23 protein-coding genes are annotated in these 26,732 nt (G+C 71.4%); 12 read left to right on the forward strand and 11 right to left on the reverse strand.

From position 1 onward, the window contains the following. Nucleotides 1–40 precede the first annotated feature (40 nt). A complete protein-coding gene (locus tag A6F73_RS33920; protein WP_063352197.1) occupies nucleotides 41–580 on the reverse strand; it encodes a hypothetical protein in 540 nt (179 codons plus the stop codon). A gap of 365 nt (nucleotides 581–945) precedes the next feature. Between A6F73_RS33920 and A6F73_RS33925 the strand changes: the two genes are divergently transcribed. From A6F73_RS33925 to glsA, 3 genes are all read left to right on the forward strand, one after another. Continuing rightward, the gene (locus A6F73_RS33925) at nucleotides 946–1,368 is read left to right on the forward strand and encodes a DUF6325 family protein (protein ID WP_063352198.1); all 423 of its coding nucleotides are present in this window, start codon (nucleotides 946–948) and stop codon (nucleotides 1,366–1,368) included. Between the two features lie 47 nt (nucleotides 1,369–1,415). Continuing rightward, nucleotides 1,416–1,736: an SHOCT domain-containing protein gene (locus A6F73_RS33930; RefSeq protein ID WP_208869240.1), complete on the forward strand. Its 321-nt coding sequence runs from the start codon at nucleotides 1,416–1,418 to the stop codon at nucleotides 1,734–1,736. A 76-nt stretch (nucleotides 1,737–1,812) separates the two neighbouring features. After that, nucleotides 1,813–3,039 carry a glutaminase A gene (gene glsA, locus A6F73_RS33935; protein ID WP_063352199.1) on the forward strand — a complete coding sequence of 409 codons (1,227 nt, stop codon included), beginning with the start codon at nucleotides 1,813–1,815 and terminating at the stop codon, nucleotides 3,037–3,039. A gap of 35 nt (nucleotides 3,040–3,074) precedes the next feature. On the opposite strand, the gene A6F73_RS33940 is transcribed toward glsA, so the two are convergent. The 5 genes from A6F73_RS33940 to A6F73_RS33955 form a co-directional block, all read right to left on the reverse strand. Continuing rightward, nucleotides 3,075–4,883, reverse strand: a complete 1,809-nt coding sequence (locus tag A6F73_RS33940; protein WP_063352200.1) for an SLC13 family permease — start codon at nucleotides 4,881–4,883, stop codon at nucleotides 3,075–3,077. 36 nt (nucleotides 4,884–4,919) lie between these two features. Beyond that, nucleotides 4,920–6,620: an AbgT family transporter gene (locus A6F73_RS33945; RefSeq protein ID WP_079136500.1), complete on the reverse strand. Its 1,701-nt coding sequence runs from the start codon at nucleotides 6,618–6,620 to the stop codon at nucleotides 4,920–4,922. Next, complete coding sequence (locus A6F73_RS33950; RefSeq protein ID WP_063352201.1) at nucleotides 6,617–8,206, reverse strand: leucyl aminopeptidase; 1,590 nt, start codon at nucleotides 8,204–8,206, stop codon at nucleotides 6,617–6,619. The genes A6F73_RS33945 and A6F73_RS33950 overlap by 4 nt, the downstream gene beginning before the upstream one ends. A gap of 190 nt (nucleotides 8,207–8,396) precedes the next feature. Then, nucleotides 8,397–8,528: a hypothetical protein gene (locus A6F73_RS44240; protein ID WP_279634969.1), complete on the reverse strand. Its 132-nt coding sequence runs from the start codon at nucleotides 8,526–8,528 to the stop codon at nucleotides 8,397–8,399. 339 nt (nucleotides 8,529–8,867) lie between these two features. Further along, complete coding sequence (locus A6F73_RS33955; RefSeq protein WP_159398685.1) at nucleotides 8,868–9,656, reverse strand: hypothetical protein; 789 nt, start codon at nucleotides 9,654–9,656, stop codon at nucleotides 8,868–8,870. A 395-nt stretch (nucleotides 9,657–10,051) separates the two neighbouring features. Between A6F73_RS33955 and A6F73_RS33960 the strand changes: the two genes are divergently transcribed. Continuing rightward, nucleotides 10,052–10,762: a hypothetical protein gene (locus tag A6F73_RS33960; protein ID WP_159398686.1), complete on the forward strand. Its 711-nt coding sequence runs from the start codon at nucleotides 10,052–10,054 to the stop codon at nucleotides 10,760–10,762. A 76-nt stretch (nucleotides 10,763–10,838) separates the two neighbouring features. Here A6F73_RS33960 and A6F73_RS43675 read toward each other — a convergent pair whose 3' ends face one another. Then, the gene (locus tag A6F73_RS43675; protein ID WP_279634984.1) at nucleotides 10,839–11,087 is read right to left on the reverse strand and encodes a DUF6093 family protein; all 249 of its coding nucleotides are present in this window, start codon (nucleotides 11,085–11,087) and stop codon (nucleotides 10,839–10,841) included. A gap of 154 nt (nucleotides 11,088–11,241) precedes the next feature. On the opposite strand from A6F73_RS43675, the gene A6F73_RS33965 reads away from it, so the two are divergent. Then, the gene (locus A6F73_RS33965; RefSeq protein WP_063352204.1) at nucleotides 11,242–12,066 is read left to right on the forward strand and encodes an SAM-dependent methyltransferase; all 825 of its coding nucleotides are present in this window, start codon (nucleotides 11,242–11,244) and stop codon (nucleotides 12,064–12,066) included. 46 nt (nucleotides 12,067–12,112) lie between these two features. After that, nucleotides 12,113–12,784 (forward strand): hypothetical protein, encoded by a 672-nt coding sequence (locus A6F73_RS33970; protein ID WP_063352205.1) that lies wholly within the window; start codon nucleotides 12,113–12,115, stop codon nucleotides 12,782–12,784. Between the two features lie 52 nt (nucleotides 12,785–12,836). Here A6F73_RS33970 and A6F73_RS33975 read toward each other — a convergent pair whose 3' ends face one another. After that, nucleotides 12,837–14,129, reverse strand: coding sequence for a cytochrome P450 (locus A6F73_RS33975; RefSeq protein WP_063352206.1), 1,293 nt, complete (start codon nucleotides 14,127–14,129; stop codon nucleotides 12,837–12,839). A 460-nt stretch (nucleotides 14,130–14,589) separates the two neighbouring features. On the opposite strand from A6F73_RS33975, the gene A6F73_RS33980 reads away from it, so the two are divergent. Both A6F73_RS33980 and A6F73_RS33985 read left to right on the forward strand, forming a co-directional pair. After that, nucleotides 14,590–15,627 carry a hypothetical protein gene (locus A6F73_RS33980; RefSeq protein WP_063352207.1) on the forward strand — a complete coding sequence of 346 codons (1,038 nt, stop codon included), beginning with the start codon at nucleotides 14,590–14,592 and terminating at the stop codon, nucleotides 15,625–15,627. A 359-nt stretch (nucleotides 15,628–15,986) separates the two neighbouring features. Then, nucleotides 15,987–16,559, forward strand: a complete 573-nt coding sequence (locus A6F73_RS33985; protein ID WP_063352208.1) for a hypothetical protein — start codon at nucleotides 15,987–15,989, stop codon at nucleotides 16,557–16,559. A 59-nt stretch (nucleotides 16,560–16,618) separates the two neighbouring features. Here A6F73_RS33985 and A6F73_RS33990 read toward each other — a convergent pair whose 3' ends face one another. Continuing rightward, complete coding sequence (locus A6F73_RS33990; RefSeq protein WP_063352209.1) at nucleotides 16,619–17,620, reverse strand: LacI family DNA-binding transcriptional regulator; 1,002 nt, start codon at nucleotides 17,618–17,620, stop codon at nucleotides 16,619–16,621. A 179-nt stretch (nucleotides 17,621–17,799) separates the two neighbouring features. On the opposite strand from A6F73_RS33990, the gene A6F73_RS33995 reads away from it, so the two are divergent. Then, nucleotides 17,800–18,741: a nitrilase-related carbon-nitrogen hydrolase gene (locus tag A6F73_RS33995; protein ID WP_063352210.1), complete on the forward strand. Its 942-nt coding sequence runs from the start codon at nucleotides 17,800–17,802 to the stop codon at nucleotides 18,739–18,741. 75 nt (nucleotides 18,742–18,816) lie between these two features. Here A6F73_RS33995 and asnB read toward each other — a convergent pair whose 3' ends face one another. Continuing rightward, entirely contained in the window at nucleotides 18,817–20,676 is a 1,860-nt protein-coding gene (gene asnB, locus A6F73_RS34000; RefSeq protein WP_063352211.1) for an asparagine synthase (glutamine-hydrolyzing), read from the reverse strand. Nucleotides 20,677–20,904: 228 nt separating this feature from the next. Continuing rightward, on the reverse strand, nucleotides 20,905–22,308 hold the full coding sequence (locus A6F73_RS34005; RefSeq protein ID WP_063352212.1) for a short-chain fatty acyl-CoA regulator family protein: 1,404 nt from the start codon (nucleotides 22,306–22,308) through the stop codon (nucleotides 20,905–20,907). A gap of 347 nt (nucleotides 22,309–22,655) precedes the next feature. Here A6F73_RS34005 and aceA point away from each other — a divergent pair, with 347 nt between their 5' ends. From aceA to A6F73_RS34020, 3 genes are all read left to right on the forward strand, one after another. Next, nucleotides 22,656–23,951 carry an isocitrate lyase gene (gene aceA, locus A6F73_RS34010; protein ID WP_063352213.1) on the forward strand — a complete coding sequence of 432 codons (1,296 nt, stop codon included), beginning with the start codon at nucleotides 22,656–22,658 and terminating at the stop codon, nucleotides 23,949–23,951. A 110-nt stretch (nucleotides 23,952–24,061) separates the two neighbouring features. After that, nucleotides 24,062–25,672, forward strand: a complete 1,611-nt coding sequence (gene aceB, locus A6F73_RS34015) for a malate synthase A (RefSeq protein ID WP_107453144.1) — start codon at nucleotides 24,062–24,064, stop codon at nucleotides 25,670–25,672. 25 nt (nucleotides 25,673–25,697) lie between these two features. After that, the gene (locus A6F73_RS34020) at nucleotides 25,698–26,564 is read left to right on the forward strand and encodes a 3-hydroxybutyryl-CoA dehydrogenase (protein WP_063352214.1); all 867 of its coding nucleotides are present in this window, start codon (nucleotides 25,698–25,700) and stop codon (nucleotides 26,562–26,564) included. The last annotated feature ends 168 nt before the right edge of the window (nucleotides 26,565–26,732 follow it).

The following is a 26,732-nucleotide window of genomic DNA, read 5'->3' on the forward strand; positions in this document are numbered from 1 at the left end:
CCCGCGGTCGAGGGCACGCGGTGGCGCAGCGCGCCGCGCCTCAGCCCTGGTCCAGCTTGGACAGGGCGTCGGTGATCAGGCGGGTGGCGAAGTCGTGGTCGTCGCCGGAGACCCGGTTGACGTGCTCCGCGAGCAGGGTGGCCGTGGCTTCCAGGGGGTTCATCTCGGCGCCGGTCCAGGGTCCGTACTGCGCGCGCCACAGGTTGGGGCTCAGACCGCTGCCCGCGGCGATCACCAGGCCGGCCATGGTGGGGATGACCTCGGGGCGGAAGGTCCTGGGCATCATGCGCATCGTGGCCACGAGGGTGGGCACCACGTGCTCGATGACGTCCTTGTCGTGCTCCTCGCAGGCCGACCGCAGCCAGTTCATGAACAGGTAGATGAGCGTGCACGCGCCGTCCAGCAGCGCGTTGAACTCGTCGGGGCCCACGGATGCGGCGAACTCGTCGACCAGCCGCTGCTGTTCGGGGTCCGTCCCGGTCTTACCGTCGTAGACGGCCTTGAGCCGGGAGTCGATCATCATGAGCGCGGTGCTCACATCGCCGACGGCGGCGTATCGGGGGTCACAAGGCGATGACACAGGACTCCTCCTCACACGGCCGCGGCGGGTGCGCGGCAGGTCCGGTCGCAGGGTTCTTCGGCCGGTCGGGTCACCCGCCCGACGGTACCGCTCCCCGTCGCGGCCGGGCGCCCGTTTCCGCTCCTCGCACACGCCTCGGCGGGCCGCCTGCGCTCACCCGTCCGCAGCGGCTTTCCGCAGGTCCCGGCGGTGCGGCGGATCGCCGGGGGCGGTGGCGCGGCCCCCGGCGATCCGGTTCCACTCGTCAACAGCACGCCCTCAGTACGTCATCAGTACGGGTGAGCCGTCCATGCGGTCGCGGCGGCGCCGGGCTCGGCGGAGGATGAAGGCAGGGGCGGGACGCGATGCGGAAGGGGCGTGACGCCATGGACGTCGGGCCGGTCGAGTACGCCGTCATGGCCTTCCCGGGCAACCGGTTCCGGGGGGCGATCCTGCCGGAGCTCAAGCGCCTGACCTCCGAGGGGATCATCCGCATCCTCGACCTCACCTTCATCAAGAGGGACGAGCAGGGCGCGGTCCGCGTCCTCGAACTCGATGCCCTGGACAGCGACGAGGCGGCCGTGTTCGCCGAGCTGGACGGCGAGATCATGGGCCTGCTGAGCGACGAGGACCTGGCCAGCATCTGTGACGAGATCCCGGCGGGGTGCTCCGCGGCGATCATCGTCTGGGAGCACCGCTGGGCCGCGCCGCTGCTACGGGCACTCGACGACGCGGACGGGATCCTCGTCACGCGCGAGCACGTGCCGCACACCGTGGTGGCGGCCGACCTCGCCGCGATCGGACTCTGAAAGATCGGACTCCCAAAGGGGAGCCGGACTCCGAGAAGGAGGCTGTCATGATCGGCCGCCGTCTGTCGCGCGGCGGGCGCCCGGGGCTCATCGGCACCGCCGCCCGCACCGCCGTCATCGCCGGGACCGCCACGTCCGTGTCGAGCAGGGTCGCCGCCCGGCACCAGCAGGCCACCGCGCCACCGCCGGAGCCTCCGCCAGCGCCCGCACCCGCACCCGCACCCGCACCCGCACCTCAGGCCGCACCGGCCGCCGCGCCGAACGACCAGACGCTCGCCCAGCTCGAACGCCTCGTCGAACTGCGGCAGAGCGGGATGCTGACCGACGACGAGTTCACGGCGGCCAAGCAACGCTTCCTCACCCCGTGAATCCCCTCCGCCGGGCGGCCCCCGCACGGGGGCAGGGCCCGACCGGGCCCGCGCGCCGCGCCGCCGTGGTCCACTGATGGAGCCCGTGACGGCGGTGCTCGCCGAACTCGTCGAACGGCACCGCGCCGATACCGCCGGTGACGTCGCCCGCTACATCCCCGAACTCGCCCGCGCCGACCCGCACGCCTTCGGCCTCGCCATGGTCAGCGTCCAGGGCCACGCCTACCAGGCCGGTGACGCGTCGGCCGCCTTCACCATCCAGTCGGTCTCGAAGCCGTTCGTGTACTCGCTGGCACTGTCGGAGCTGGGCCTGACGGAGGTGGCCAGGAGGGTCGGGTTCGAGCCGAGCGGGGAGCCGTTCAACGCGATCAGCCTGGAGGCGGGCACCGGGCGCCCGGCGAACCCGCTGATCAACGCCGGGGCGATCGTGACGACCGCGCTGATCGGCGGCGACGGCGAGGCCGCGTTCGAACGGATCCGCGACACCCTGTCGGGCTTCGCCGGCCGCCGGCTGACGGTCGACGAGGACGTCTACCGGTCCGAGGCCGCCACCGGGGACCGCAACCGGGCGCTGGCCTACCTCACGCTCTCCCAGGGCGTGCTGGAGCGCCCGGCCCAGCAGGCCTGCGACGTGTACTTCCGCCAGTGCGCGATCGAGGTCACCGCCGTCGACCTGGCCGTCATGGGCGCCACCCTGGCCAACGGCGGGCGCAACCCGGTGACCGGGCGCCGCGTCGTGGACGCCGACGCGGCGGGCGCCACGCTGTCGGTCATGGCCACCTGCGGCATGTACGACCACAGCGGCGAATGGATGCTGAGGGTCGGCCTGCCGGCCAAGAGCGGTGTCGGCGGAGGGGTCTGCGCCGTGAGCCCCGGCCAGTTCGGCGTCGGCGTGTTCAGCCCCCCGCTGGACCCTCAGGGCAACAGCGTCCGCGCGAGCGCCGTCCTGCGCGAGCTGTCCGCCGAGCTGGGCCTGCACGTCCTGCGGCACACCGAGCGTGCCCGCTCACCGCTCCAGGCGGTGCGCACCGACCACGGCGCGCACCACCTGGAGCTGCTGGGCGACCTCGGTTTCGCGGCCGCCGAGGAGATCGTCCACTGCGTCCGCCGCCTGGCCCGCGACCAGCCCCGGCCGCTGGTCACGGTCGACCTCTCCCACGTCACCGCCGTGCGCCCGATCGCCCGCAGGCTGCTGGCCGACTGCGCCGCCGGCCTCCAGGCCCGGACGACGGTGCGCTTCGTCGACCCCGCGGGCCTGGTCCGCAGGCCGTCCACAGACCGGAGCGACACCTCGGCCGAGTAACCGTCCACAAGCCCGATCACGGCGGCCGGCTCCGTTCACAGCGGCCAGACCAGGGGAACGACGGTCGTGGCGACGACGAGGTACCAGACCAGGACCGGCAGGCCGAGCCGCCAGTAGTCACCGAACCGGTAGCCGCCGGGGCTCATGACCATGAGGTTCGCGGCGGTGGCCACCGGCGTGAGCAGGGCCGCCGCGGCGGGGACCGCGACGCACATCAGGACGGGCAGGACGGAGACCCCGGCGTCGCGGGCGGCGTTGACGGCGATCGGGGCGACGATCAGCGCGGTCGCCATGTTGCTGATGAACTGGCCCAGTACGGCGGTGAGGACGAACACCGCGAGCAGCAGCAGCCGGCCGTTGCCGGAGGCCGCGGTGACGACGAGGTGGGCGACCTTCTCCGCCGCTCCGGAGGATTTCATGGCCTCGGAGAGCGGGAACATGCCTCCGACGATGACCAGGGCGGTCCAGGAGATGCCGCCGTAGGCCTGGTCGACGCGCACCACGCCCAGGGCGACCAGGAGCAGCGCCGAGAGGGTCGCGGCGACGGCCGGCGGTGTGGCGCCGGAGGCGAGCAGAGCGATCATGCCGCCGAGCACGGCGAGGGCGCGCACGGCGGCGCCCCCTGGCGGGGCGGCCTGGCCGCGGATGCCGGAGGGCTGGTCGACGGCCAGCACACCGGGGCGGGCGCCGGCACGCTCGAGTTCGTCCCACCGGCCGCGGAGCAGCAGGTGGTCGCCCGGAGCGAGCGTCAGGGGCTGGGGTCCTACGGGTCGGTCCTGGCGGTGCACGGCGAGGACGGCCAGGTCGCCGGTGCTGTCGGTCATACCGGCGAAGGCGGTCATGCCCGCGAAGGAGGAACGCGGGCTGACGACGAGTTCGAGCAGGCCCGTGTGCTGGTCCAGGAGGACGCTCGCGAGGTGGTCGTCCAGCGGCGGGGGCAGGGGTTCCAGCCGGTGGCGGTCGCTGAAACCGTCGATGGCGGCCGGGGTGCCCCGGAGGATGACGATGTCCCCGGCGGAGAGGGGCCCGGTGCCCCGTGGGTCATGGCCGTCGGCGGTCATGGCTCCGAGCACCAGCACCCCGTCCTGGGCCGTGGCGGCGAGCTGCTCGACCGACGCGCCGATCGCGTCCGAGCCCTGCGGGACCTGCCGGGCGGCCGAGTCGCGGGTCAGCGCGTAGTGGTCGATCAAGGTGCGGGCGTGCCGGCTCAGGTCGGCCGGGAGGGCGTCGGGTGTGCGGGCGGGCAGCAGGGCCCGTCCGAGGAGCGCGCAGATGGCGACGGTGCCGGCCAGCACCGGGAGTCCCACCACCGCGAACTCGAAGAACCCGAAGGGCCGGGCGCCGGCCGCTGCCGCGCTCTCGGAGACGATCACGTTGATGGGTGACCCGATGAGGAGCAGCAGCGAGCCGGCGTGTGCGGCGAAGGCCAGCGGCATCGCGAGCCTGGAGACGGGCAGACGGTGGCGGACGGCGAGCAGCACGGTCATCGGCAGCAGGGCCGCGACGGCTCCGTTGACCGTGATCAGGGCCGTGAGCAGGGCGGACGCGAGCATGGTGAGGACGAGCAGGCGGCGCTCGCCGGTGCCGGCGAGCGCCGCCAGTGCCCGGCCTGCCCAGGTCGTGACGCCCGTGGCCTGCAGGGCGGTGCTGACCACGAAGAGGGCGGCGATGAGGGCGACCACCGGATCGCCGAACCCGGCGAAGACCCGGTCGGCGGGCAGCAGCCCGACGGCCGGCAGCAGCAGGGCGGAGCCGAGCGCGACGAGCTCGACGGGCAACCGGTTCCACACGAACAGGGCGATGACCACGGCCAGCACGAGCAGGCAGAGGACGGCGTCGCTCACCGTCTCACCCCGCTGGTGGGAGGGGCGGGCGCCGGTTCACTGGCTGACGGGTGCGCCCGGCCCCATCGGGATGCCGATGGCGTACCACGCGACGAAGAACAGCAGCCAGGCCACCGCCACGATGACCGTGTAGGGGGTCATCAGCGAGATGACGGTGCCGACACCCGCCTGCTTCCGGTACCTCTGGCACTGCAGGACGATGAACGGCAGGTAGACCATCAGCGGGGTGACGACGTTCGTCGGGGAGTCGCCGACCCGGTAGGCGGCCAGCACGGTCTGCGGCGCGACGCCGAGGCGGATGAACAGGGGAACGAAGATCGGCGCGAAGATCGCCCACTTGGGGATGATCCCGGGGATGATCAGATTGATGACGTAGGTCAGCAGGATGAAGGCGATCAGGAGCCAGATCGCGCCGATGTTCGCGCTCTCCAGCTGGTCGGCGAGCTGCACGGCGACCACCGTGGCGATGTTGCTGTAATTGAAGTACGAGATGAACTGGGCGATGATCAGCAGCAGGAAGATCAGGCCGCCGAGCCCGGCGAAGGTCTTGGTGATCGCGTCCATCGCGGCGGCGCTGCCGCGCAGGGTCTTCGCGCCCGCGCCGAAGGCCAGGCCCATCACCAGGAACGCGATCATGATGATGACGATCAGGCCGTCCATGAACGGCGAGTCCTCGAACAGGCTCCCCGTCTCCGGGTTGCGCAGCGGCGCGCCGGGGATGAACGCGAGCAGCGTGACGGCCACCACGAGCGCGATCAGCGAGAGGCCGGCGTAGCGCAGCCCCCGGGCCTCCGCCGCCGCGTCGACGGAGGGCTCCTCGCCGTCCGCGACGGCGTCGGTGTCCTGCGGCTGCCAAGGGCCCAGGCGGGGTTCGATGATGCGTTCGGTGATGAAGGTGATGACGATGGTGAGGAACAGGGTGGAGCCGATCGCGAAGTAGTAGTTCGCGGTCAGGTTGAGGGACTGGCCGGGGTTGACGAGCCTGATCGCCTGGTTGGTGATCTCCGTCATGATGCCGTCGATCGGGGCGATGAGCAGGTTGACGCTGAAGGCCGCGCTGACCCCGCCGAAGGCCGCGGCGATCCCGGCGAGCGGGTGGCGCCCGGCGCTGATGAAGGCGACCGCTCCCAGCGGGATGAGGACGAGGTATCCGGCGTCGGAGGCGATGCTGGACAGGATGCCGGCGAAGACGATGATCGCGGTGAGGGTCTCCGGTGGCGAGATCCTGACCAGGCGTCGGATCAGGGCCGCGATCAGTCCGGCCTCCTCCGCGAGCCCGACGCCGACCATGATGACGAGGATGACCGCGACGACGCCGAAGTCGTTGAAGTTGTGCGCCGCGGAGGTGAACAGGAACCGGACGCCGTCGCCGGACAGCAGGCTCTCGACCTTCGTCGTCTCGATGACGGTCTCGTAGCGGTGGGTGTACGCCGACTCCGGCGGCAGGTGGGTGCCCGGGTACTCGGTGCCGCCCTCGTGGACCTGCGTGGCCGGGTAGGGAACGGACTTGACCGTCTCGCTGGTGACGTGGACGTCGAACGCGGACAGGATCGCCGAGAGCACGATCACCAGGACGCACAGCAGCAGGAAGATGATGGCCGGGTGCGGGACCTTGTTCCCGATCTTCTCGATGGCGTCCAGGACGCGCCCCGACCCGCCGCCGGACTTTCCGTTCCCGGAGGCGGTGGCGCTCTTGTCCTGCGGGCCGTCGGCCTGGGCGTGGGCGAGGGCGTTCACCGGCCGGCCTCCTCACTGATCGAGCGGGTGGAGTCGGTGCGCGCGGCCGTCGACGGAGGGGTGAAGGCCAGCGCGAGCTCGGCGAGCAGGCGTGCGCCGAAACCGGTGCAGCCCTTGGTGCGCCAGCCGCTCGGCTTGTCGTTCTGGGCCGGCCCGGCGATGTCGATGTGCGCCCAGGGGCGGCCGGCGACGAACTCCTCCAGGAACAGCGCGGCATGGATCGCCCCGCCGTTGGGGCCGCCCATGTTCTTCAGGTCCGCCACGTCCGAGTCCAGCTCCGGCCGGTAACGCCGCGACAGCGGCAGCTGCCAGGCCGGCTCGCCGGTGCGGGCGGCGGCGTCCAGGACCTGGTCGACCAGCGGCTGGGCGTTGCCGAACACGCCCGCGGTCTCGGCGCCGAGCGCCCGCAGACACGCGCCGGTCAGGGTGGCGATGTCCACGATCGCGTCCCCCGGCTCCTCGCCGGCCAGGACCAGCGCGTCCGCCATGACCAGGCGGCCCTCCGCGTCGGCGTTGACCACCTCCACGCTCGTACCGCCGCGCATCCACAGCACGTCGCCCAGCTTGAGCGCCGAACCCGAGGGCATGTTGTCCGTGCACATCAGGTAGCCCGTCACGGCCGTCCGGCAGCCGAGCCCGGCCAGGACGCACAGGGCCGCCAGGATCGCGCCGGCACCGGACATGTCGTTCTTCATCGTCGCGTGCACGGCGTCGGCGGGCTTGAGGCTGATGCCGCCGGAGTCGTACGTGATGCCCTTGCCCACCAGGGCCAGCCGGGGCGTCCCGTCACCGGCGCCGGAGGGCAGGTAGGTGATCTTGATCATGCGGGCTTCGTCCACGCCGCCCCGGTTCACGCCCAGCAGGCCGCCGCAGCCCAACTCCTCCAGCTCCCGCTGCCCGAACACCTCCACCTTCAGACCGCACTGCGCACCGAGCCGCACCGCGACCTCGGCCAGGTCCGGCGCGGTCAGCAGGCTGGGCGGCGCGCTGGCCAGGTCCCGGGCCAGCATCGTCGCGCGGGCCAGCCACACCCCGCGTTCGACGCCCCGCTCGACGGCCTCGCGCGAGCCCGAACCCGAGTCCGAACCCGAACCCGCCACGACCGTGACGGCCTCCAGCGCCGTGCCGGACGGCTCGCGCTTGAGCGGATCGAAGCCGTAACGGGCCAGCAGCACCCCCTCCACCAACGCCTGCGCCGCCTCCGCCGGCGTCGCACCCGCCCCGGACGGCACCACGACGGCCAGCCGCGAACGGCCCGGCACCGCGAGCGCCACGGCCGCCCCGGCGTCCCTCAGCACATCCGGACCTGCCGCACCCTCCGGCCCCGTCCCATAGAGCACGACGTCCGGCCCGTCCTCCCGGGGCACCAGCAGCACCCGGCCCGCCGCCCCCGTCATACCGGCGGCCTCCACGGCCCCCGGGCCCAGCCCGATCCACGCCGGCACCGCCACCGCCCCTTGGACCACCGGCAGCCCCACCGCCTCCGGATCCCGCACCGCCTCCGGATCCCGGTCCGGGACGACGTCAACCCTCGGAACGCGGCTCCACGAAGGAATGAGATCGAGGGCTGCCTTGCTCTGCGCCACTGTGCTCTCCTCTACAGGGGGCGGCGGTCCAGAGGCCGCCGGTCCCAGCAGCCGCTCCCCAGTAAGACGCACGGTCAAGGCGCTTCCAGGACACGCCACGCGCTGTGCCCCCCAAACGCACGAACGCCCGGCGCCCCGGCTCAGGCGCCGGCCTGCCGGCGCACCCAGACCCCGATGAGCCGGCTCGGCGTCAGAGGAGGTCGCGCCGGGTCAGGACCGCGCGCTCGCTCTCGGCGGGGTCGAGGACGGCCAGGAACGCGGCGGCGACCGGGCCCGGGTCCGGGCCCTCGCCCACCGCGACGCGGGCGGCGCTCTCCCACACTCCGGGTTGGCGGTCGGGCGCAGCAGCAGCTGGAATTCGGGGAGCCTTCCGACGGTGTGCCGCAGCTCGTACGAACGAACCTGGCCAGCAATGTCGTGGTCGTCGATCTCTAGGTGAGCGGTCGAGCCGCCAGGATGCGGACATGCCGCTGCTCAAGGGGTTGGCGGAGGTCATGGTCACGAGCGTAGGAGCCGCGAATGACCTGGGATCCGCGCCACAGGTCCGCCACCGCAGCAAGGTGCGGGGGCGAGACCTTGGTCTCGCCCCCGCACCTTGCTGTTGCAACCCGTCACCGGAGAGCTCGCGGCACCGGGGTACCGCTTCAGGAGCGGTTTGTTCTCACGGGTTGTCTGTCCTCAGGACCCACCCCATGTCGGCGAGCGTCTGGGAAATGGGGACGTACCACATTCCGTTGAAGCACCACGGCGTTCGAGTTCCACCGTCAGAGGTCGCTCGGCCGCCGCAGTTGGTCTCCTTCTCAAGCGACGTGATGGTTCCGCGGGCCTGGAGCTTGCCTCCGCCAAGTTCCGTGACGACAGGTCCGCCGCTGTCTCCGTTGGCGGCGGCAATGTCGTTCGGGTCCGTCTGAACGACCTGGTCAGCGAACTTGCGCCAGACTTTGTTAGGCCCTTGAATCTGCCGATCGACCTGCAGAACACGAAGACCGCAGTGCGCCCCCGAGTTGGCGGCGGAGTGGCAGACGTAGTCGCCTACGTTGTTGCCGCCGGAACCGGAGACCTGAAGGGCATAACCGCTGCTCTCGTTCCACGGGCCGCCATAGACGTATCCGCCCGAGTGCTGGCTGTCGCGCGGGACGATACCGATCGTGTCATCGGCGGCGTTTCCGTCACCCTCGTTGACCCCTGGGTCGACCTCGACTTCGGAAAATCCCGGGATCCGATCCCGGTTCTGTTCCTCTTGCCCTCCGGTGATACGGTCGACGACCTTGTCCAGGACCTCCTGTTTCTTCATGAGCTCGATGACCTCCGGCTTGGCGGCCCCCAGCAGCGCAGCTGCACCGGTGGCGCTGGCCGGCAACTTCTTCTTGGGTGCGTTGCCTGGTTGAGCCGACGGTGTGGTGAGGGCGCCATCCCCCGATATGGCGATAGCCGGAGCAATTGCGGACACCGACGCCAGTAGGGCAGTGGCTAGAATTATCCACTTCCGACCGGAGCTGCTTTTTTGAACCATTCGGTTCCCCCCGAATTGGATTCAATCAGAGCCTTCGTGGGCCACGTTGCACCCAGCACGGTAGCGCCAAGCCAACGCCCCGCACACCGCAAATAAAAGCCCCAGAAGCATCCTTGCGAGACCTTTCCGGGCACAACCGTCACGGCTTTGCCATTTCTCGGCAATTGAACGGCACATCTTTGAACGATTTTCCCAGTAAGTTCCGCTTCCCATCTCGCTTGACTTCGCGCGCGCCATGCCGCAAGCATGGCCGCGACCGCCGGGGAGGGCTCGTGACGCAAGGTACCGTCCGTCAGATATCAAAGCGCGGACGACGGAATCGCTTGACCGCCGTGGCTGCCATAGCCATTCTCGGTGGCGGCTTCGCGATCAACGCATGGGTGAACCGGGGCCCGGAAACCAAGGTCCACGAAGGCCCCGTGACCGGCCAGCTGCTGCTGCTCAGCTCCGACAGCCAGACCCTGACACTCAGCATCGGCTGGAGTTGTGAGAAGCAACCCGAGCTCGTGGCCCGCGAGACGGCCGAGACAGTAAAGGTCTCCCTGCGGCACACTGTCGCCCAGGGGTCCTGCGACCCAGGTGGCATCGGACAGATCACAACCCACCTGAACAAACCGCTCGGGACCAGGGCGCTGAACGACCCCGCAGGCAAGCCCGTCATCCACTTCGACGAGCGCAACCTTCTCCGGCCCGCGTTCCTGCCGGAGAACTACTACCCCTACCCCGCAGGCAGGATGGTCCAGTTGCCCGGCCTGGCCCCGCTCCCGACCGACACCCCCGCCTGGGCAAGCGGGTACCGGCTGGGAACGGGGCCCGAAGCGGGGTCCCTGATCATCAGCCAGACTCTCCGGAACAGCACGCCACCAGCCGGCCGGGCCACCAGCGTCAAGGGCCACCCCGCGACCATCACACAACCGGATTCTCATAGCGGACCCCGGTCGCTGACATGGTCTGACGGGACCTACACCTTCGCCGTCACCACCGGCGGCCCCCCACGACTCTCGGACGAGGAACTCATCCGCGTCGCAGAGAGCCTCGGGTAGCCGACACCACGACAAAGTCCGGTGGGGCCGTTCTGTGAACCGGCCCCACCAGAACCGGAGACCGCACCTGCTCCGGTCAGGGCAGAGCGACCTCGTCGAGGCGGGCGATCCGCGCGACTTCCACGGTGCCGGCCTCACCCGGGTCGAGGACCTGCCAGGTCCGGCCGACCGTGCCGGCCGTCGGGTTCTTCGCGGCGATGAGGGTCACCAGGTCGCCGCGCTGCGGGAGCGACGCGGACAGCGGGGTGGCGAGCCCGCACCAAGAGGCGTTGTCCTCCAGCCACCGGCTTCCGCGTTCCCATCCGGGTGAACTTTGGCGGGGCAGCCCGGTCCGGGCGCACCCAGTGCCCTAGATTTCCGATCGCACAATGAGGACGTTTCACAGGCCACAGGGACCTGTGTGAAGGACAGCCGCGCTGACCGAGTGCGGGGCGGGTGGGACTCGAATCCCACGACCAAGGGATTATGAGTCTGTAGCCGTGACCGATCGCAGCTCAGAGGACGATCAGTCGAAGCCGAGCATCGCCCGGGTCTACGACTATCTGCTCGGCGGCAAGGACAACTACGCCGTCGACCGCGAGATCGGCGACTTCTTCATCAAGGACCTGCCCGGCTCGCAGGCGGTGGCCTTCGCCAATCGCCGGGCCCTCGTTCGCGCCGTGGCGGCCATGGCCCGTGACGGCATCTCCCAGTTCGTCGACATGGGCAGCGGCCTGCCGACCGCCGACAACGTGCACCAGGTCGCCCAGCGGCACCGTGCGGACGCGCGCGTCGTCTACGTCGACCACGACCCGGTCGTGGTCGCCCACAGCCGGGCCCTGCTGACCGCCGACGACCGCACCGCCGTGATCCGGGCGGACCTGTGCGAGCCGGAGGAGCTCTACCACGACCCCGGCCTACAGGAGTTGATCGACTTCGACGAGCCGGTGGGCGTCGTCTTCAGCGCCGTACTGCACCACCTCACCGATGCCGAACGCCCCGCCGAGCTCGCGCGCTGGTGGGTGGACCGGGTGCCGTCGGACAGCCAGGTCTACATCTCCCACTTCCGCTCCGGCGGGAACGAGGAGACCCGGCTCCTGGAGCAGAAGCTGCAGAGCAGCTTCGGCCGGGGCCAGTGGCGCACCGACGAGGAGATCACCGGCCTGTTCGACGGTCTTGAGCTCCTCGAACCGGGCCTGGTCCCCTGCTCCCTGTGGCGGCCGGACCCCGCGCCGGACGACGACGCCGCCGGAAACGGCGTGGACAGGCCCGCTCTGACGGTGTGGGAACAGCTGATCTCCTGCGCACTGGCCCGCAAGCCGTAGCCGACTCGGACCGGGAGTGTCAGTGGCGTGCTGTTGAGTGTGCGCCATGACTGTTCACCACCTGCTGGCCGCCCTGCCCGGGCCCGACGAGCTGCGCGCCCGCTGCCGGGCGCTGGCGCTGCTGGACTCGATCGTCTCCGTCCCCTACGCACCCGACCACTCGTACGTGGCCGGGTGGCGTCCGGGCGTCGATCTGGCGTGCATGGACAACGGTTCCGGTGACCAGTACGCGATCGTCTTCGACCCGGCCGGGGTGTTCCTCTACGGATTCGACCACGAGAGCGACGCCACCCCGTGGCGGGAGGAGGACCGCGCGCACTGGCCCGGCCTGCTCGACGGCCTGCCCGGCTCGCTCGCGCACTACGCGCAGGCGCCGGAGTTCCAGCTCGAAGGCTTCTTCGACGCGACCGTGTGCGCCTGGCGCGAGACGGGCGGCGCCGACTGGCGGTGCGGGCCGGTCGAGTTCGCCGACGACGAGACGGACGGCGCCGACTGGCTGTTCGACCTGCTCACCGCCGCCGACGGTACGGAGGCGTTCGTGGGCTACGCCGAGGACTATCACGAGCGGTCCGTCGACCGGGAGGCGGTGGCGGCCGTGCTGGCAGCCGCCCCGCTCGATCGCCGGACGGTTTCCGCGCTCTCGCCCACCGCGAACTTCGACACCGTCACCGCGTTGGCCCGCGCGCTGGGTTACCGCACTGTTCGGGAGGACAGCTGAGAAGTCGCCGGTCAGCGAGGTCGCACGACCGGCGTGATCCGAAAGAGAGCCCCTAGACCAGCGGCGTGTGGCTCGGGGGTTGGAGGCGTACGGGGAGGGTCTTCAGGTGCCAGTTGAGCGGGTTGGTGCCGCGTTGCAGGTGCTCCGGGTCGACGGCGAGTTGCAGGTCGGGTACCCGGCTGAACAGGGCGGCCAGGGCGACGGCGGTCTCCTCCTGGGCGAGGTGCGCGCCCAGGCAGCGGTGTGCGCCGTGCCCGAAGCCGAGGTGGGGCTCCTTGCTGTGGCGGGTGCGGCCGAGGTCGAGGCGGTCGGGGTCGGCGAAGGCGGCAGGGTCGCGGTTGGCCGCGGACACGATCGGGAGGACGGCTTCTCCGGCGCACACCGGGGTGGCGCCGACGGTGGTGTCGCGGGTGGCGTAGCGGGGCAGCGCGCGCACGACGGGCCCGCAGTAGCGCATGAGTTCGTCGACGGCGTGCGGCATGAGGGCGGGGTCCGCGCGCAGCAGGGCGAGCTGGTCGGGGTGGGCGAGGAGCACTTCGGTGCTGTTGGCGATGAGGTTGACGGTGGTGATGTGCCCGGCGACGACCAGGTTGGTGATGAGCGAGACGAGCTCGTCGGTGCTCAGGCGGTCGTCGTGGTGGGGCGCGAGCAGTTCGGAGATGAGGTCGTCGCCGGGGTCGGCGGTGTGGAGGCCGATGAGGAGGTGGGCGTCGGCGACCATGCCGGCGAGCGCGTCGCCCAGTTCCTCCCCGCAGGTGCCGGCGGCCAGGGTGGCGCTGCGGCTCCGCCAGCGGTCGCGGTCGGCTTCGGGGACGGCGATGAGTTCGCAGATGACGGTGATGGGCAGCGGTCGGGCGAAGTGTTCGATCAGGTCGACGACGCCGTCCTCGGCGTGGTCCGGCAGGCGGTCGAGCAGGTCGGCGGCGATGGCTTCGATCCGGGGGCGCAGCGCGGCCACGCGGCGCGGGGAGAACGCGGCGGCGACCAGGCCGCGCAGACGGCGGTGGTCGGAGCCGTCCGAGTCGAAGATCCCGGCGCGCAGGTACTTCTCGTGGCCCGCGTACATGCCGCGGGCCTGCCAGGTCTGTTCGGTGCGGTGGGCCACCACTGCGCCGGGGACGGTCGCGGCGTCGATGGTGAAGTCCGGATCGCTCATGATCGTGCGGATGTCGTCGTGGCGGGTGGCCACCCACATGGGGTCGACACCTCGTACGCGGCCCCGCACCAGGTGCTCGCGTTCGCGGATGTGCGCGTAGGAGGTGAACGGATCGCGGACCAGCTCCTGGTCGGCCAGGTCCAGTGGTTCGTCGCCGGTCTCGGTGGTGGCCTGGCCTTGCGTCGTCATGGTGAGGCGCTCCCTACGGGTGGACGTTCCGTGACGGCATCATGGCGGCCGGGCCGCGCCCCACCTGTCGTCGTCGGTGCCAATCCACCCGAACGAACGTATTCGCCCTCGACCCCGGAGACGAGGACGGCCGGCCTCCGGGGCCGCCGCCGTCTCGCTATAGAACGATCAGGCCCTCTTCACCATTCCGAGCCATCTTGCGAGCCTCACCGAGTTTGGCCAGCAGCCCACGGTGGAAGTCCGACCATCAGATCCTGACCATCGGCCCGTTCGGAGCAATTCTCCGATCGCACTCGAATCATTCCGGTGGCGACCATGGTGGACGAGAGCGATAATAAGATAAACGAGATGGGGTGGTGGCACGCCGTACCGCCCATCCCGCTGTCCAACCGGGCAAAGAGCCTGAGAAGGTGCGCCTCACCCCCCTGCGCAATAGCGCCGACCATTGGGGAGTAGTGCCATGTTCCACAACCACTCACCGCTTCGTCTCTCGGTCGTGGCCATCGCCACAATAACGATCCTGTCGATTGGTAATTCTTCCAGTTTGGCGCATGTGGTCACTTACCGTGGCCCGATTCACGAACAGGTCACCCTTGCTGCCGTGAATTTTTCGCCGAAAACGGCGGAGCAGATCAAGAGGGCCGTGACGGCAAACGACTCGGGCTCCACGCATGACATGTCCGAGGCGCATTGCGACAATGCCGACTACCTGCCCTCCAAGTACTACGGGAACAAGGTCTACCCCCGAACCAGAAAACAGGCCACCGAAAATCTGCAGGCGTGCGCACAATTCGCGTTCACCCAGTTCAAAAATGCGGTGAAAGCCGCAGACGGCCTCGTCGACGGCAGCGGAAAGCCCTATCAGGACCAGGTTCGAACCAAGGAATGCAAGTATGACCTGGGGACCGGCGGACAGAAGAAGTGTGTCGTTCTGGAGGGGCTCGGCCGCTGGTGGCACGTGGTCGAGGACTTCTATGCGCACAGCAACTACGCCGACAAGGCAGCTCCCGGCCAATCTCTCGGATTCGACAACGTACCCGGCCTCGCCCTGAAGGCGCCAGCGCCGTTCTTCAATATGAAGGAATTCTACGCACACGGGAATGAGCTGGCCGATCTCGACCAGTTCGGCAAGATGGTGCCAGACGAACTGACCACCGGCTGCTTCCACAACGAGTCCGACGCGCAGCACAAACAGAAAGACAACAACGACTGCGTAAGGCATAGCGATCATCCGGGAGTGGCCCCGCGCGTCACCCATCAGGATGACTGCACCGATTCGTACTGCGGCAACGGCATAGGTCTTTCCAAGGACGACACGTGGAGGCGGCGCTCGATGGTGGAATTCGCGTCCGGAACAACGAACTATGATCAGGTTATCGGTCAAGTCACGGATGAAGTTCGCCAACAGTGGGGGTACTTCAAACAGGTTCTGGCCACCGAGTACGGATCCATGCGAGCGGATGCCATGATCAAAGCAATCACGAACGACTTCTCGTGAGGTCTGGTCTCTGCATGGCCCGCTGCTGATCGGTATCGTCGACCAGCAGCGGGCCGGCGCCTGACCGGGGATAGCCCAGCGGATACGGCACCGAGATGCGCCTCGCCCTGTGGTCGGAGTCGCGCTGCAGAGCCGACCCGGCCCTTTCTTGTTGACTTCCGAGGAGCGAGGACGGGTTTGGTTCCCATAGCCAGAAACGTAGATCCGTTTCAGGAATTTCTCCTACAAAGTCCCCGTAGCGCCGCCAGCCACCGAGTCGGCGCCTCCGGCACCACCAACTGGAACAGCTCCCACAACTCGTCCGGGACGAGGCGCTCCACGATCGTGACACCTGCAGCCTGCTCAGCCACCCAAATGAGATGTCCTCTAAGGTGGCGGTCGTGGAACGGGTGCTGATCGCGGGGATCTCAGGGGCCGGCAAGACGACGATGGCCGGACGGCTGGCCGAGCGGCTCGGTCTGCCGCGGTACGAGCTGGACGCCCTGCACCACGGCCCGAACTGGACTCCGCGCCCGGAGTTCCGCTCCGACGTCGAGGCGTTCGCGAGCACCTCGCGCTGGGTCGTCGAGGACCAGTACACCCGGCTGCTCGGTGACCTGCTGACTGCTCGGGCCGACACCTACGTCTGGCTCGACCTGCCCCGGGCCACCGTCATGTACCGCGTCCTGCGCCGCTCGTTCGCCCGCGCGCTCAGCCGCCGCGAACTCTGGAACGGCAACCGCGAGCGCTTCCGCGACTGGCTCGACCCGGAACACCCGATCCGCTGGGCCTGGGCCAGGCACTCCGCCCACCGCCGGCGCACGCTGGACCGGCTCGCGGCCCACCCCGAGCTGACGCTGGTCCACCTGACTTCGGCGCGCGCGGCGCGCAGTTGGCTGCGGGCGGTAGGCGGCCCGGCACCGGCCCCTGTCAGGGCCCGGGCCCTGGAGTGAACTGCGCGGACGCCCGGTCGTCGTCCGGGGCCGCGGCCGGTGTCCGTTCGGGATCGGTGTCAGCCGCGCCCGGCGGTGGATGCCCGGACGTGGAGCTCCCAGGCGTGGGTGCGTACCACGCCCGGGTCCGCCGCGCCCGACAGCAGGTCGCTGAGCAGGGCGGCGCATTCGCGGCCGTACTCCGCCGCGCGCAGGTCCACCGCCGTCACCTGCGGGCTCGACCCGCGTGCCGCGGCGCCGTCGACGCAGGCGGCCACCAGTACCTCGGATCCGGCCCGCAGGCCTGCCCGGGCCACGGCGGCCAGCACGCCGGGCACCGCGCCGTCGGGGGCGCAGACCACGGCGTCCAGGCCCGGGGTGCCGGCGAGCAGGTCCGTGGTGGCGGCCTCGGCCTCGGTCGGCGTGGCCGCGAACGGGACCGTCCGCACGGCGACCTCGACGCCGTGGCGCCCGGTCCAGTCGGCGGCGGCGGCCCGCAGGGCGGCCGCCCAGTCGGATCCCGGGCCGGGGGCCAGCAGCGCCGGGCGACGTGCCCCGCGCTGCGCGAGGTGGTCCAGCAGGGCGGCGAGCGAGGTGGCGTTGTCGCACACCACCGACCCGCTGGGCGCGGCCCCGCCGCCGAGGTAGCGCTCCCCGGTGACCACGGGTACGCCGGCGGCCAGCAGGCCGGGCACGGCCGGGTCGTCGACTTCGGGATCGATGACCATCAGTCCGTCGACCCGGGCGGCCAGCCCGCCCTCCGCCGCCTTCCCGGGGGCCAGCAGCACCACGTCGAGGCCGTCCTCACGGGCCCGCTCGACGGCGCCGAACGCCAGCTTCATGTAGTAGTCGAGGCGGGTCGCCGTACGCGGCAGGTACAGGCCCACCGCCCCGGTGCTGGAGCGGCGCAGGCTGCGCGCCGCCGAGTTCGGCCGGTAGCCGAGCTCTCGGGCCGCGGCCTGGACGCGTTCGCGCGTCGCCTCGGCCACCCGGCCGGATCCGAGGAGGGCGTCGGAGGCGGTGCTCTTGGACACCCCGGCCGCCCGGGCCACGTCGAACAGGGTCACGGATCGGCTGGTCACAGCCCGGAAGTCTAGACGCAGTACCGGGAGCCACCCGTAGTCCGGGCGCCTGCGGTGCCGCTCAAACCCCCTTGCCGGAACGTTCCGGCACAGCTTAGGGTCACCCGTGCCGGAACGTTCCGGCACGGCTTCGGCCGCTGCTCCCGACACCATCACCCGAGACGACCCGAGGACCCGCCATGCGCCTGATCACCGCCCTGAACCCGCCCGCGTCCCCGGCCCGCACCCGCGCACCCCGGCGCGCCGCCCTGCGGGTCGCCCTCGTCCAGCAGCGCTGGCACGCGGACCCCGAGCAGCACCGGGCCGGCCTGCTGGAGGGGATCCGGCTCGCCGCCGAACAGGGCGCCACCCTCGTCGCCCTCCAGGAGCTCACGCTCTCCCCGTACTTCGCCGTGCTGCGCCAGGCCGACCACCCGCAGGCCGTCGAACCCGAGGACCTGCGCACCGGCCCGACCTTCACGTTCGCCGCGGCCGCCGCCCGCGAGCACGGCCTCCACGTGCACGCCTCGCTCTTCGAGAAGGCCGACGGGCCGGACGGCCCCGACGGCCTCGGCTACAACACCGCGATCCTCGTCGCCCCCGACGGCACCCTGGTGCAGCGCACCCGCAAGCTGCACATCCCCGTGACCGAGGGCTACTACGAGGACACCTGGTTCCGCCAGGGCCCGGCCGGCGAGGACGCCTTCCCCCTCGCCGAGGTGGGCGACGCCGCCATCGGCCTGCCGACCTGCTGGGACCAGTGGTTCCCCGAGCTCGCCCGCGCCTACTCCCTCGCCGGCGCCGACGTCCTCGTCTACCCGACCGCCATCGGCTCCGAGCCGGGCCACCCCGGCTTCGACACCCAGCCGCTGTGGCAGCAGGTCATCACCGGCAACGCCATCGCCAACGCCACCTTCATGGTCGTCCCCAACCGCATCGGCACCGAAGGCGAACTCACCTTCTACGGCAGCTCGTTCATCGTCGACCCGTACGGCCGCGTACTCGCCCGGGCACCGCGTGACGAGGCCGCCGTCCTGGTCGCCGACCTCGACCTCGACCAGCGCCACGACTGGCTCGAACTCTTCCCCTTCAACGCCACCCGCCGCCCCGACGCCTACGCGCCCCTGACCGCCGAGCGCTGACGCCACCCGGCCTCCCCGGCCCGGTTCCGGCCGGGAGACGGGGAGGCCCGGCGGCGAGGCGGTGAGGCGGCGAGGTCAGAGGGCCAGGGCGGGGCGGTGGTGGTCGAGCCACAGCGCGAGGTCGACGACCCGCTCCAGGCGGAGCCGGTGGCCCCACGGCAACTGCTCGGCAGGGGTGTCGAGGGCGGCCCCGACGACCGTCTCGTCGGCGATGTCCCGTACGTGCGGTGCGTCCAGCGCCTCGCGGGCCAGCCGCTGCAGGCCTGCGTTGTAGTCGGGGTGGTGGGTGGCCGGGTAGTGGTTCTTCGGCCGCCAGAGCACCGAGTCGGGGGCGATGCCCCGGCCGAGGTCGCGCAGCAGGCTCTTCTCCCGGCCGTCGTGGTTCTTCATCGCCCAAGGGGTGTTGAAGGCGTACTCGACGAGGCGGTGGTCGCAGTAGGGCACCCGCACCTCCAGGCCCTGGGCCATGGAGAGGCGGTCCTTGCGGTGCAGGAGTTGGCGCAGCCAGCGGGTGAGCGAGAGGTGCTGCATCTCGCGCAGGCGGTGTTCGGCGGCGCTCTCGGAGTCGAGGCGGGGGACGGCGGCCACGGCGGTGCGGTAGGTGTCGGCGCGGAACTCGGGGATGCGCAGCTGGGCGGCGAGGTCGGGGTGCAGGGGCATGGCGGCCTGGTCCCCGGTGACCAGGAGCCAGGGGAAGGCGCGAGCGGCGAGCGCCTTCGGGTTGTGGAACCACGGGTAGCCTCCGAAGACCTCGTCGGCGGCCTCGCCGGAGAGGGCGACGGTGGAGTGCTTGCGGATCTCCCCGAACAGCAGGTAGAGCGAGGTGTCCATGTCGCCGACGCCGATCGGCGAGTCCCGGGCGACGACCACGGCGCGCCGGTTGTCCGGGTCGAGCAGGGCACGGGGGTCGAGGACGACGGTGGAGTGCTCGGTGCCGATGAACGCGCCGGCCTCGGCGGCGAACGGGGTGTCGTGGCCGGTGCGCAGCACGTCGCCGGTGAACCGTTCGGCCTGGTCGCTGTAGTCGACGGCGTAGGAGCGCAGCGTGGCCTGCGGCCCTTCGCGGAACCGGAGTTCGTCGGCGATCAGGGCGGTGACGACGGTGGAGTCGAGGCCGCCCGAGAGCAGGCTGCACAGCGGGACGTCGGCCTCCAGCTGGGTACGGGCGGCGCGGTCGACCAGGCCGCCGATCAGCTCGGTGGTGGTCTGCGGGTCGTCGGTGTGCGGGCGGGCGGTCAGCTCCCAGTAGCGCCGTTCGCGGATACCGTCGCGGTCGAGGACGAGCAGGCTGCCGGGGTGCACCTCGCGGACGCCGGCCCAGACGGTGGGGCCGGTGTTGAACAGCAGGCTGTAGGCCTCGCGCAGGCCGTCGGCGTCCACGGTGGGGGTCACCTCGGGGTGGGCGAACAGGGCCTTGGGCTCGGAGCCGAAGACGAGGCCGCCGTCGGTCCCGGCCCAGAACAGCGGCTTGACCCCGAGCCGGTCACGGACCAGCAGCAGGCGCTGCTCGCGGTCGTCCCAGACGGCGAAGGCGTACATGCCCTCCAGGTGGTCGACCAGGGCGTCTCCCCACTCCTGGTAGGCGCGCAGGACCACCTCGGTGTCGCTCCGGGTCTCGAACCGGTGGCCCTTGGCGGCGAGTTCGGATCTCAGCCGGTGGTGGTTGTAGACCTCGCCGCTGTAGGTGAGCACCACCTGCGGGTGTTCGGGGCGGTCGGGCATGGGCTGGGTGCCGCCCTCGATGTCGATGACGGCGAGGCGGCGGTGGCCGAGCGCGGCGTGGCGGCCGAGCCAGACCCCGCCGGCGTCGGGTCCGCGCAGGGCCATGGTGTCGGTCATGGCCTGGATGACGGAGGCGGCGCCGTGGCCGGTGTCCTGGTGGAAGGACTGGCCGATGTCCTGGTGGAAGGACACCCAGCCGGTGATCCCGCACATGCTCGCGCTCCTGGGGTGAAGGGGTGTGCTCTGCCGGACGCTGTCGGCGACGGCGCCCGGCACAGAAGTCGGACCGGACGTCGGGGAAGTTCCGAGCACCTGCATGATTCCCGGAGCGGGTCGGGCGGTGCCCGCGCGAAGCCCGCCGAGCGCGAACCGCCGGGCGTCGGGCTCGGACGGACGGGCGTCGGGCTCGGACGGAGGTGCCGGTACGCCGGGTGGCGGCCTTCAGTTCCGGGGGTCGGGCAGCGCGGGGTACGGGATGAAGGTGCTGGTGTGCTCGTCGAGCGCGAGCGGCCGGCCGATGGCGGGTGCGGCGCGCTGGGGGCACGCCGGGCGTTCGCACACCTTGCAGCCGAGCCCGATCGGGGTGGCGGCCGTCTCGTCGCCGAGGTCCAGTCCTGCCGAGTACACGAGCCGTGCGGCGTGGCGGAGTTCGCAGCCGAGGCCGATGGCGAAGGTCTTGCCGGGGCGGCCCCAGCCGCCGGGTGAGCGGGTGACGGCGCGGGCGGTCCAGAGGTAGCGCCGGCCGTCGGGCATGGCGGCGACCTGGACGTGGACCCGGCCGGGGGCGGCGAAGGATTCGTAGACGTTCCACAGCGGGCAGGTGCCGCCGGTGCGGGAGAAGTGGAAGTCGGTCGCGGACTGGCGCTTGGAGACGTTGCCGGCCCGGTCGACCCGGACGAAGGAGAACGGTACGCCGCGCAGCCGGGGCCGTTGGAGGGTGCTGAGCCGGTGGCAGACCGTCTCGTAGCCGACGCCGAAGTGGTCGGCGAGGTGCTCGATGTCGTAGCGCGCCGATTCGGCCTCGGCGTGGAAGGCGGCGTACGGCAGCACGAGGGCGGCGGCGAAGTAGTTGGCCAGGCCGATCCGGGTGAGCGACCAGGCGGTGGAGCCTTCCGGGCTGTCCTGGGCCGCGAGTTCGGACAGCAGCGGATCGTGTTCCAGGTAGGCGAGTTGGGTGGCCATCCGGAAGGCCTGCTGGCCCGGGCGCAGCCGGTCCGACAGGCTCAGGACCCTGCTGCGCGGGTCGTACCGGTGCAGGTGCTCGCCTCCGGCGACGGTCCGTACGCCGTGGCGGGAGGCGAGCCGGTCGGCCAGCACCGCCCTGACCTCGCCGCGCCGCAGGCCGATGGCTGCGGCCAACTCCTCGGCTGCGGTGTCGAGTTCGTGGAGGTAGTTCTGGCGGCGGTAGAAGAACTCGCGGACCTGTTCGTGCGGGGTGAGGGTGTCGGGCGCCGGGCCGCGGTCCCCGGCGAGGACGGCGAGCTGCTCGGCGACCGCCCGTCGGCTGCGGCCGAGGTCCATGAGCAGCCGCGCCACGGCGGGCAGGCGGGCGGCGACCTCGTCGAGGTCCCCGGCGGTGACCCGTCCGGCCGCGAGCTCCTCGCCGAGCGCGTCGCGCAGTTCGGCGGTGAGCCGGGCGCTGTCGGGCGGGGCGAAGTACCCGGCCTCGACGCCGAAGGCCTCGGTGAGGCGCAGCAGGACGGGCACGGTGAGCGGGCGGGCGTCGTGCTCCAGCTGGTTGAGGTAGCTGGGTGAGAGGTCGATCAGCCGGGCGAGGGCGGCCTGGCTGAGTCCGCGTTCCTCGCGCAGGCGGCGCAGCCGGGCGCCGGCGAAGGCCTTTCCCATCGTGTCGTTCTCCCCTCACCGGGCGTCGGCCGATCCGGTGCGGGAAGCCTAGCCGCACCGCGAGGGGTCAAGTCGTCGCAACCTTCGCAGATTTGCCGGGGTCCGTTCGCAGAAGTTGGCAGTGGTCCATCGGTGACGGCGGCTTCGCGGGGTGCCAGAGTCGGTGGTGCGGCCGGGAGGTGCGCAGGACAGCGGCGAAACACCAGGTCGGTCGCGGCCGGGCAGGCTGTCCGGGCGTCCACGTCCTGCGGTGTTCCGCCGCCGCCCGGCACCGTCCGGCCGCCCACTCGCCCTTGTGGTGAGACACCTCACAACCTTCGCAACGAGCACCCCTGGGGAGCAGACCCATGACTCAGTCGGTTCGGCAGCAGCAGGAGCAGCAGGCGGCGGCGCTGGCCGCCCGGTGGGCGTCCGACCCGCGGTGGGCGGGCATCGAGCGCACGTACTCGGCGGCCGAGGTCGTGCGGCTGTCCGGCACCGTCCGCGAGGAGCACACGCTGGCCCGCCGGGGCGCCGAGCGCCTGTGGCGGCAGTTGCACGAGCAGGACTACGTGCACGCCCTCGGCGCGCTGACGGGCGGTCAGGCCGTGCAGATGGTGAGGGCCGGGCTGCAGGCGATCTACCTGTCCGGGTGGCAGGTCGCGGCCGACGCCAACCAGGCCGGGCAGACCTACCCGGACCAGAGCCTCTACCCGGCCAACTCCGTTCCCCAGGTGGTGCGTCGGATCAACAACGCGCTGCTGCGCGCCGACGAGATCGACGCGGCGGAAGGGACGGACGGCGGGCCGGACTGGCTGGTGCCGATCGTCGCCGACGCGGAGGCCGGGTTCGGCGGTCCGCTGAACGCCTTCGAGCTCACCAAGGGCATGATCGCGGCCGGCGCGGCGGGCATCCACTACGAGGACCAGCTCGCCTCCGAGAAGAAGTGCGGGCACCTGGGCGGCAAGGTGCTCGTCCCCACCGCCCAGCACGTCCGCACCCTCAACTCCGCCCGCCTGGCCGCCGACCTCGCGGATGTGCCGACCCTGATCGTGGCCCGCACGGACGCGCTCGCCGCCAACCTGCTGACCAGCGACGTCGACGAGCGCGACGCCCGGTTCTGCACCGGCGAGCGCACCGCCGAGGGCTTCTACCGGGTCGAGCCGGGCATGGCCCCGGTGATCTCGCGCGGCCTCGCGTTCGCCCCGTACGCGGACCTGATCTGGGTGGAGACCGGCACCCCCGACCTCGCCCAGGCCCGCGAGTTCGCCGAGGCGCTCAAGGCCGAGTACCCGGACAAGATGCTCGCCTACAACTGCTCGCCGTCCTTCAACTGGAAGGCGGCCCTGGACGACGACCAGATCGCAAAGTTCCAGCGGGAGTTGGGCGCGATGGGCTACCGCTTCCAGTTCATCACGCTGGCCGGCTTCCACGCGCTGAACCACTCGATGTTCCAGCTCGCCCGCGGCTACGCCGAGCACGGGATGACGGCCTACGTCGACCTCCAGGAGGCCGAGTTCGCGGCCGTGCCGCAGGGCTACACCGCTGTGAAGCACCAGCGCGAGGTCGGCACCGGCTACTTCGACCTGGTCTCCACCGCGCTCAACCCGAACGCCGAGACGCTCGCCCTGACCGGCTCCACCGAGGCCGAGCAGTTCCACTGAGCCATCCCCGGCGGCCTCTTCGAGGAGAGACCGCCTTTCACCCCGCCGCCCGGGGCCTCGTTGAGGGACGAGGCCCCGGGCGCCCTCCCGCCCGCCACCTGGAGAACCGGATGAGCCAGCCCAGCCGCATCGACGTCCTCGGCGAACACGAGGACCGCTTCGACGAGATCCTCACCCCCGACGCCCTGGACTTCGTGGCACGCCTGCACGAGGCCTTCGCCGACCGCCGCGCCGAACTCCTCGCCGAGCGCCGCCGCCGCGCGACAGCGCTCGCCGCCGGAAACACCCTGGACTTCCTTCCCGAGACCCGCGCCGTCCGCGAGGACACCACCTGGCGGGTCGCCGGTGCCGGCCCCGGCCTGGCGGACCGCCGGGTGGAGATCACCGGCCCGCCCGAACGCCGGATGGCCGTCAACGCGCTCAACTCCGGCGCGAAGGTGTGGCTGGCGGACTTCGAGGACGCCACCTCCCCCACCTGGCACAACCTGCTCTCCGGCCAGCTGAACCTGCTCGACGCCATCGAACGCCGGATCGACGACACCACCCCGGAGGGCAAGCGGTACCGGATCGGCGACACGCCCGCCACCATCGTCGTGCGCCCGCGCGGCTGGCACCTCGACGAGCAGCACCTGCTGATCGACGGCCGCCCCGCGATCGGCGCCCTCGTCGACTTCGGCCTCCACCTCTTCCACTGCGGCCGGCGGCAGATCGAGCGCGGCAGCGGCCCGTACTTCTACCTGCCCAAGCTGGAGAACCACCTCGAAGCCCGGCTGTGGAACGACGTCTTCACCTTCGCCCAGCACGAGTTGGGCATCCCGCACGGAACGATCCGCGCCACCGTGCTGATCGAGACCATCACCGCCGCGTTCGAGATGGACGAGATCCTGTACGAGCTGCGCGAGCACGCGGCCGGCCTCAACGCCGGGCGCTGGGACTACCTGTTCAGCCTGATCAAGAACTTCGCCACGCACGGCCCCCGCTACGTCCTGCCGGACCGCGCCACCCTCACCATGACCCAGCCCTTCCTGCGCGCCTACACCGACCTGCTGGTGCGCACCTGCCACCGCCGCGGCGCCCACGCCATCGGCGGCATGGCCGCCGCCGTCCCGCAGCGCGACCCCGCCGCCAACGAGGCGGCCCTGACCAAGGTCCGCGCCGACAAGGAGCGCGAGGCCGGCGACGGCTTCGACGGCTCCTGGGTCGCCCACCCCGGCCTCGTCGCCACCTGCCGGGCGGCCTTCGACACCGTCCTCGACGGCCGCCCGCACCAGCTCGACCGCACCCGCGAGGACGTCGAGGTCACCGCCGCCGACCTGCTCGGCGTGCACAGGCTGTCCGTCGGCCTGCCGACCGAACAGGGCCTGCGCTCCAACGTCGCCGTCGCCCTGCGCTACTTGACGGCCTGGCTAGGCGGCTCCGGGGCCGTCGCCGTCTTCGGCCTGATGGAGGACGTCGCCACCGCCGAGATCGCCCGTTGCCAGATCTGGCAGTGGCAGCACCACTGCTCCCGGCTGACCGGCGGCTCGCTCGCCACCCCCGACCTCGTACGGCGGCTGATCGACCGCGAGCGCGCCGCCCTGCTCGGCGAGGGCGCCGACCCGGCGCTGGTGGACGACGCCGTACGGATCCTGGAGGAGACCGCCCTCGGCGCCGAACTGCCCGCCTTCCTCACCACCGAGGCCTACGCCCGCCACCTCGTGCGGATCCGCACCGCGGCCTGAGCCGCCCGACCACGGAGGCAACACCATGAACGACATCCGCCGAGTCGCGGTCGTCGGCGCCGGGCAGATGGGCTCCGGCATCGCCGAGGTCTTCGCCCGCGCCGGCCTGGACACCGTCGTCTGCGAGGCCGGCCGAGGCGCCCTGCGCGCCGCCCGGGCCCGGATCGACCGTTCGCTGCACCGCGCCGTCGACCGCGGCCGGATCAACGAGCAGCAGCGCACGGACGCCTGGGCCCACCTGCTGTTCGCCGACGACCTGGAAGCGCTCGCCGACCGCCAGCTCGTCGTCGAGGCCGTTGTCGAGGACGAACGGGTCAAGACCGAGGTGCTCGGCACCCTGGACAAGGTGCTCGTCGCCGACGACGCCGTCCTGGCCACCAACACCTCCGCCATCCCGGTCACCCGCCTCGGCATCACCACCGACCGCGCCTCCCACGTCCTCGGCCTGCACTTCTTCAACCCCGCCCCCGTCATGCCGCTCGTCGAACTGGTCGCCTCGCTGCACACCGCCCCGACCGTCCTCGACCGGGTGGAGGCCTTCACCCGGGACACCCTCGGCAAGCACGTCATCCGCTCCCGCGACCGGGCCGGCTTCGTCGTCAACGCCCTGCTGGTGCCCTACCTGCTCTCCGCCGTCCGGATGGCCGAGGCCGGCCACGCCAGCCCCGAGGACATCGACGCCGGCATGGTCCACGGCTGCGCCCACCCCATGGGCCCGCTCCAACTCGCCGACCTCATCGGCCTGGACACCGTGCAGGCCATCGCCGAGTCCATGTACGACGAGTACAAGGAGCCGCTCTACGCGCCGCCGCCCCTGCTCTCCCGCATGGTCGAGGCGGGCCTGCTCGGCCGCAAGAGCGGACGCGGGTTCCACGCACACCCCTCGACCTGACGGCCCCTCGGCGCCCGCTACGCCCAGCGCCCCGGAGAACGCGCCACCCGCGCGTTCTCCGGGGCGCTGCGCTGTTCCGGGCCGCTGCGGGGAACCGGTTCCCCCCAGCGACGTTCGCAGGTTTCGCAGGTTCACAGGAATCCGCCGTACGGATTCCACCGATTGGCG

Source organism: Streptomyces sp. MJM8645 (assembly GCF_001625365.1).
In the GTDB taxonomy this organism is placed as follows: domain Bacteria; phylum Actinomycetota; class Actinomycetes; order Streptomycetales; family Streptomycetaceae; genus Kitasatospora.

Coding starts and splice junctions, on each gene's coding strand:
- A6F73_RS33985 (WP_063352208.1), top strand. CDS start 15,987: ATGTCCTCTAAGGTGGCGGTCGTGGAACGGGTGCTGATCGCGGGGATC.
- A6F73_RS33995 (WP_063352210.1), top strand. CDS start 17,800: ATGCGCCTGATCACCGCCCTGAACCCGCCCGCGTCCCCGGCCCGCACC.
- A6F73_RS33930 (WP_208869240.1), top strand. CDS start 1,416: ATGATCGGCCGCCGTCTGTCGCGCGGCGGGCGCCCGGGGCTCATCGGC.
- A6F73_RS34020 (WP_063352214.1), top strand. CDS start 25,698: ATGAACGACATCCGCCGAGTCGCGGTCGTCGGCGCCGGGCAGATGGGC.
- asnB (WP_063352211.1), bottom strand. CDS start 20,676: ATGTGCGGGATCACCGGCTGGGTGTCCTTCCACCAGGACATCGGCCAG.
- A6F73_RS33975 (WP_063352206.1), bottom strand. CDS start 14,129: ATGACGACGCAAGGCCAGGCCACCACCGAGACCGGCGACGAACCACTG.
- aceA (WP_063352213.1), top strand. CDS start 22,656: ATGACTCAGTCGGTTCGGCAGCAGCAGGAGCAGCAGGCGGCGGCGCTG.
- A6F73_RS33980 (WP_063352207.1), top strand. CDS start 14,590: ATGTTCCACAACCACTCACCGCTTCGTCTCTCGGTCGTGGCCATCGCC.
- A6F73_RS34005 (WP_063352212.1), bottom strand. CDS start 22,308: ATGGGAAAGGCCTTCGCCGGCGCCCGGCTGCGCCGCCTGCGCGAGGAA.
- aceB (WP_107453144.1), top strand. CDS start 24,062: ATGAGCCAGCCCAGCCGCATCGACGTCCTCGGCGAACACGAGGACCGC.
- A6F73_RS33925 (WP_063352198.1), top strand. CDS start 946: ATGGACGTCGGGCCGGTCGAGTACGCCGTCATGGCCTTCCCGGGCAAC.
- A6F73_RS33970 (WP_063352205.1), top strand. CDS start 12,113: ATGACTGTTCACCACCTGCTGGCCGCCCTGCCCGGGCCCGACGAGCTG.
- glsA (WP_063352199.1), top strand. CDS start 1,813: ATGGAGCCCGTGACGGCGGTGCTCGCCGAACTCGTCGAACGGCACCGC.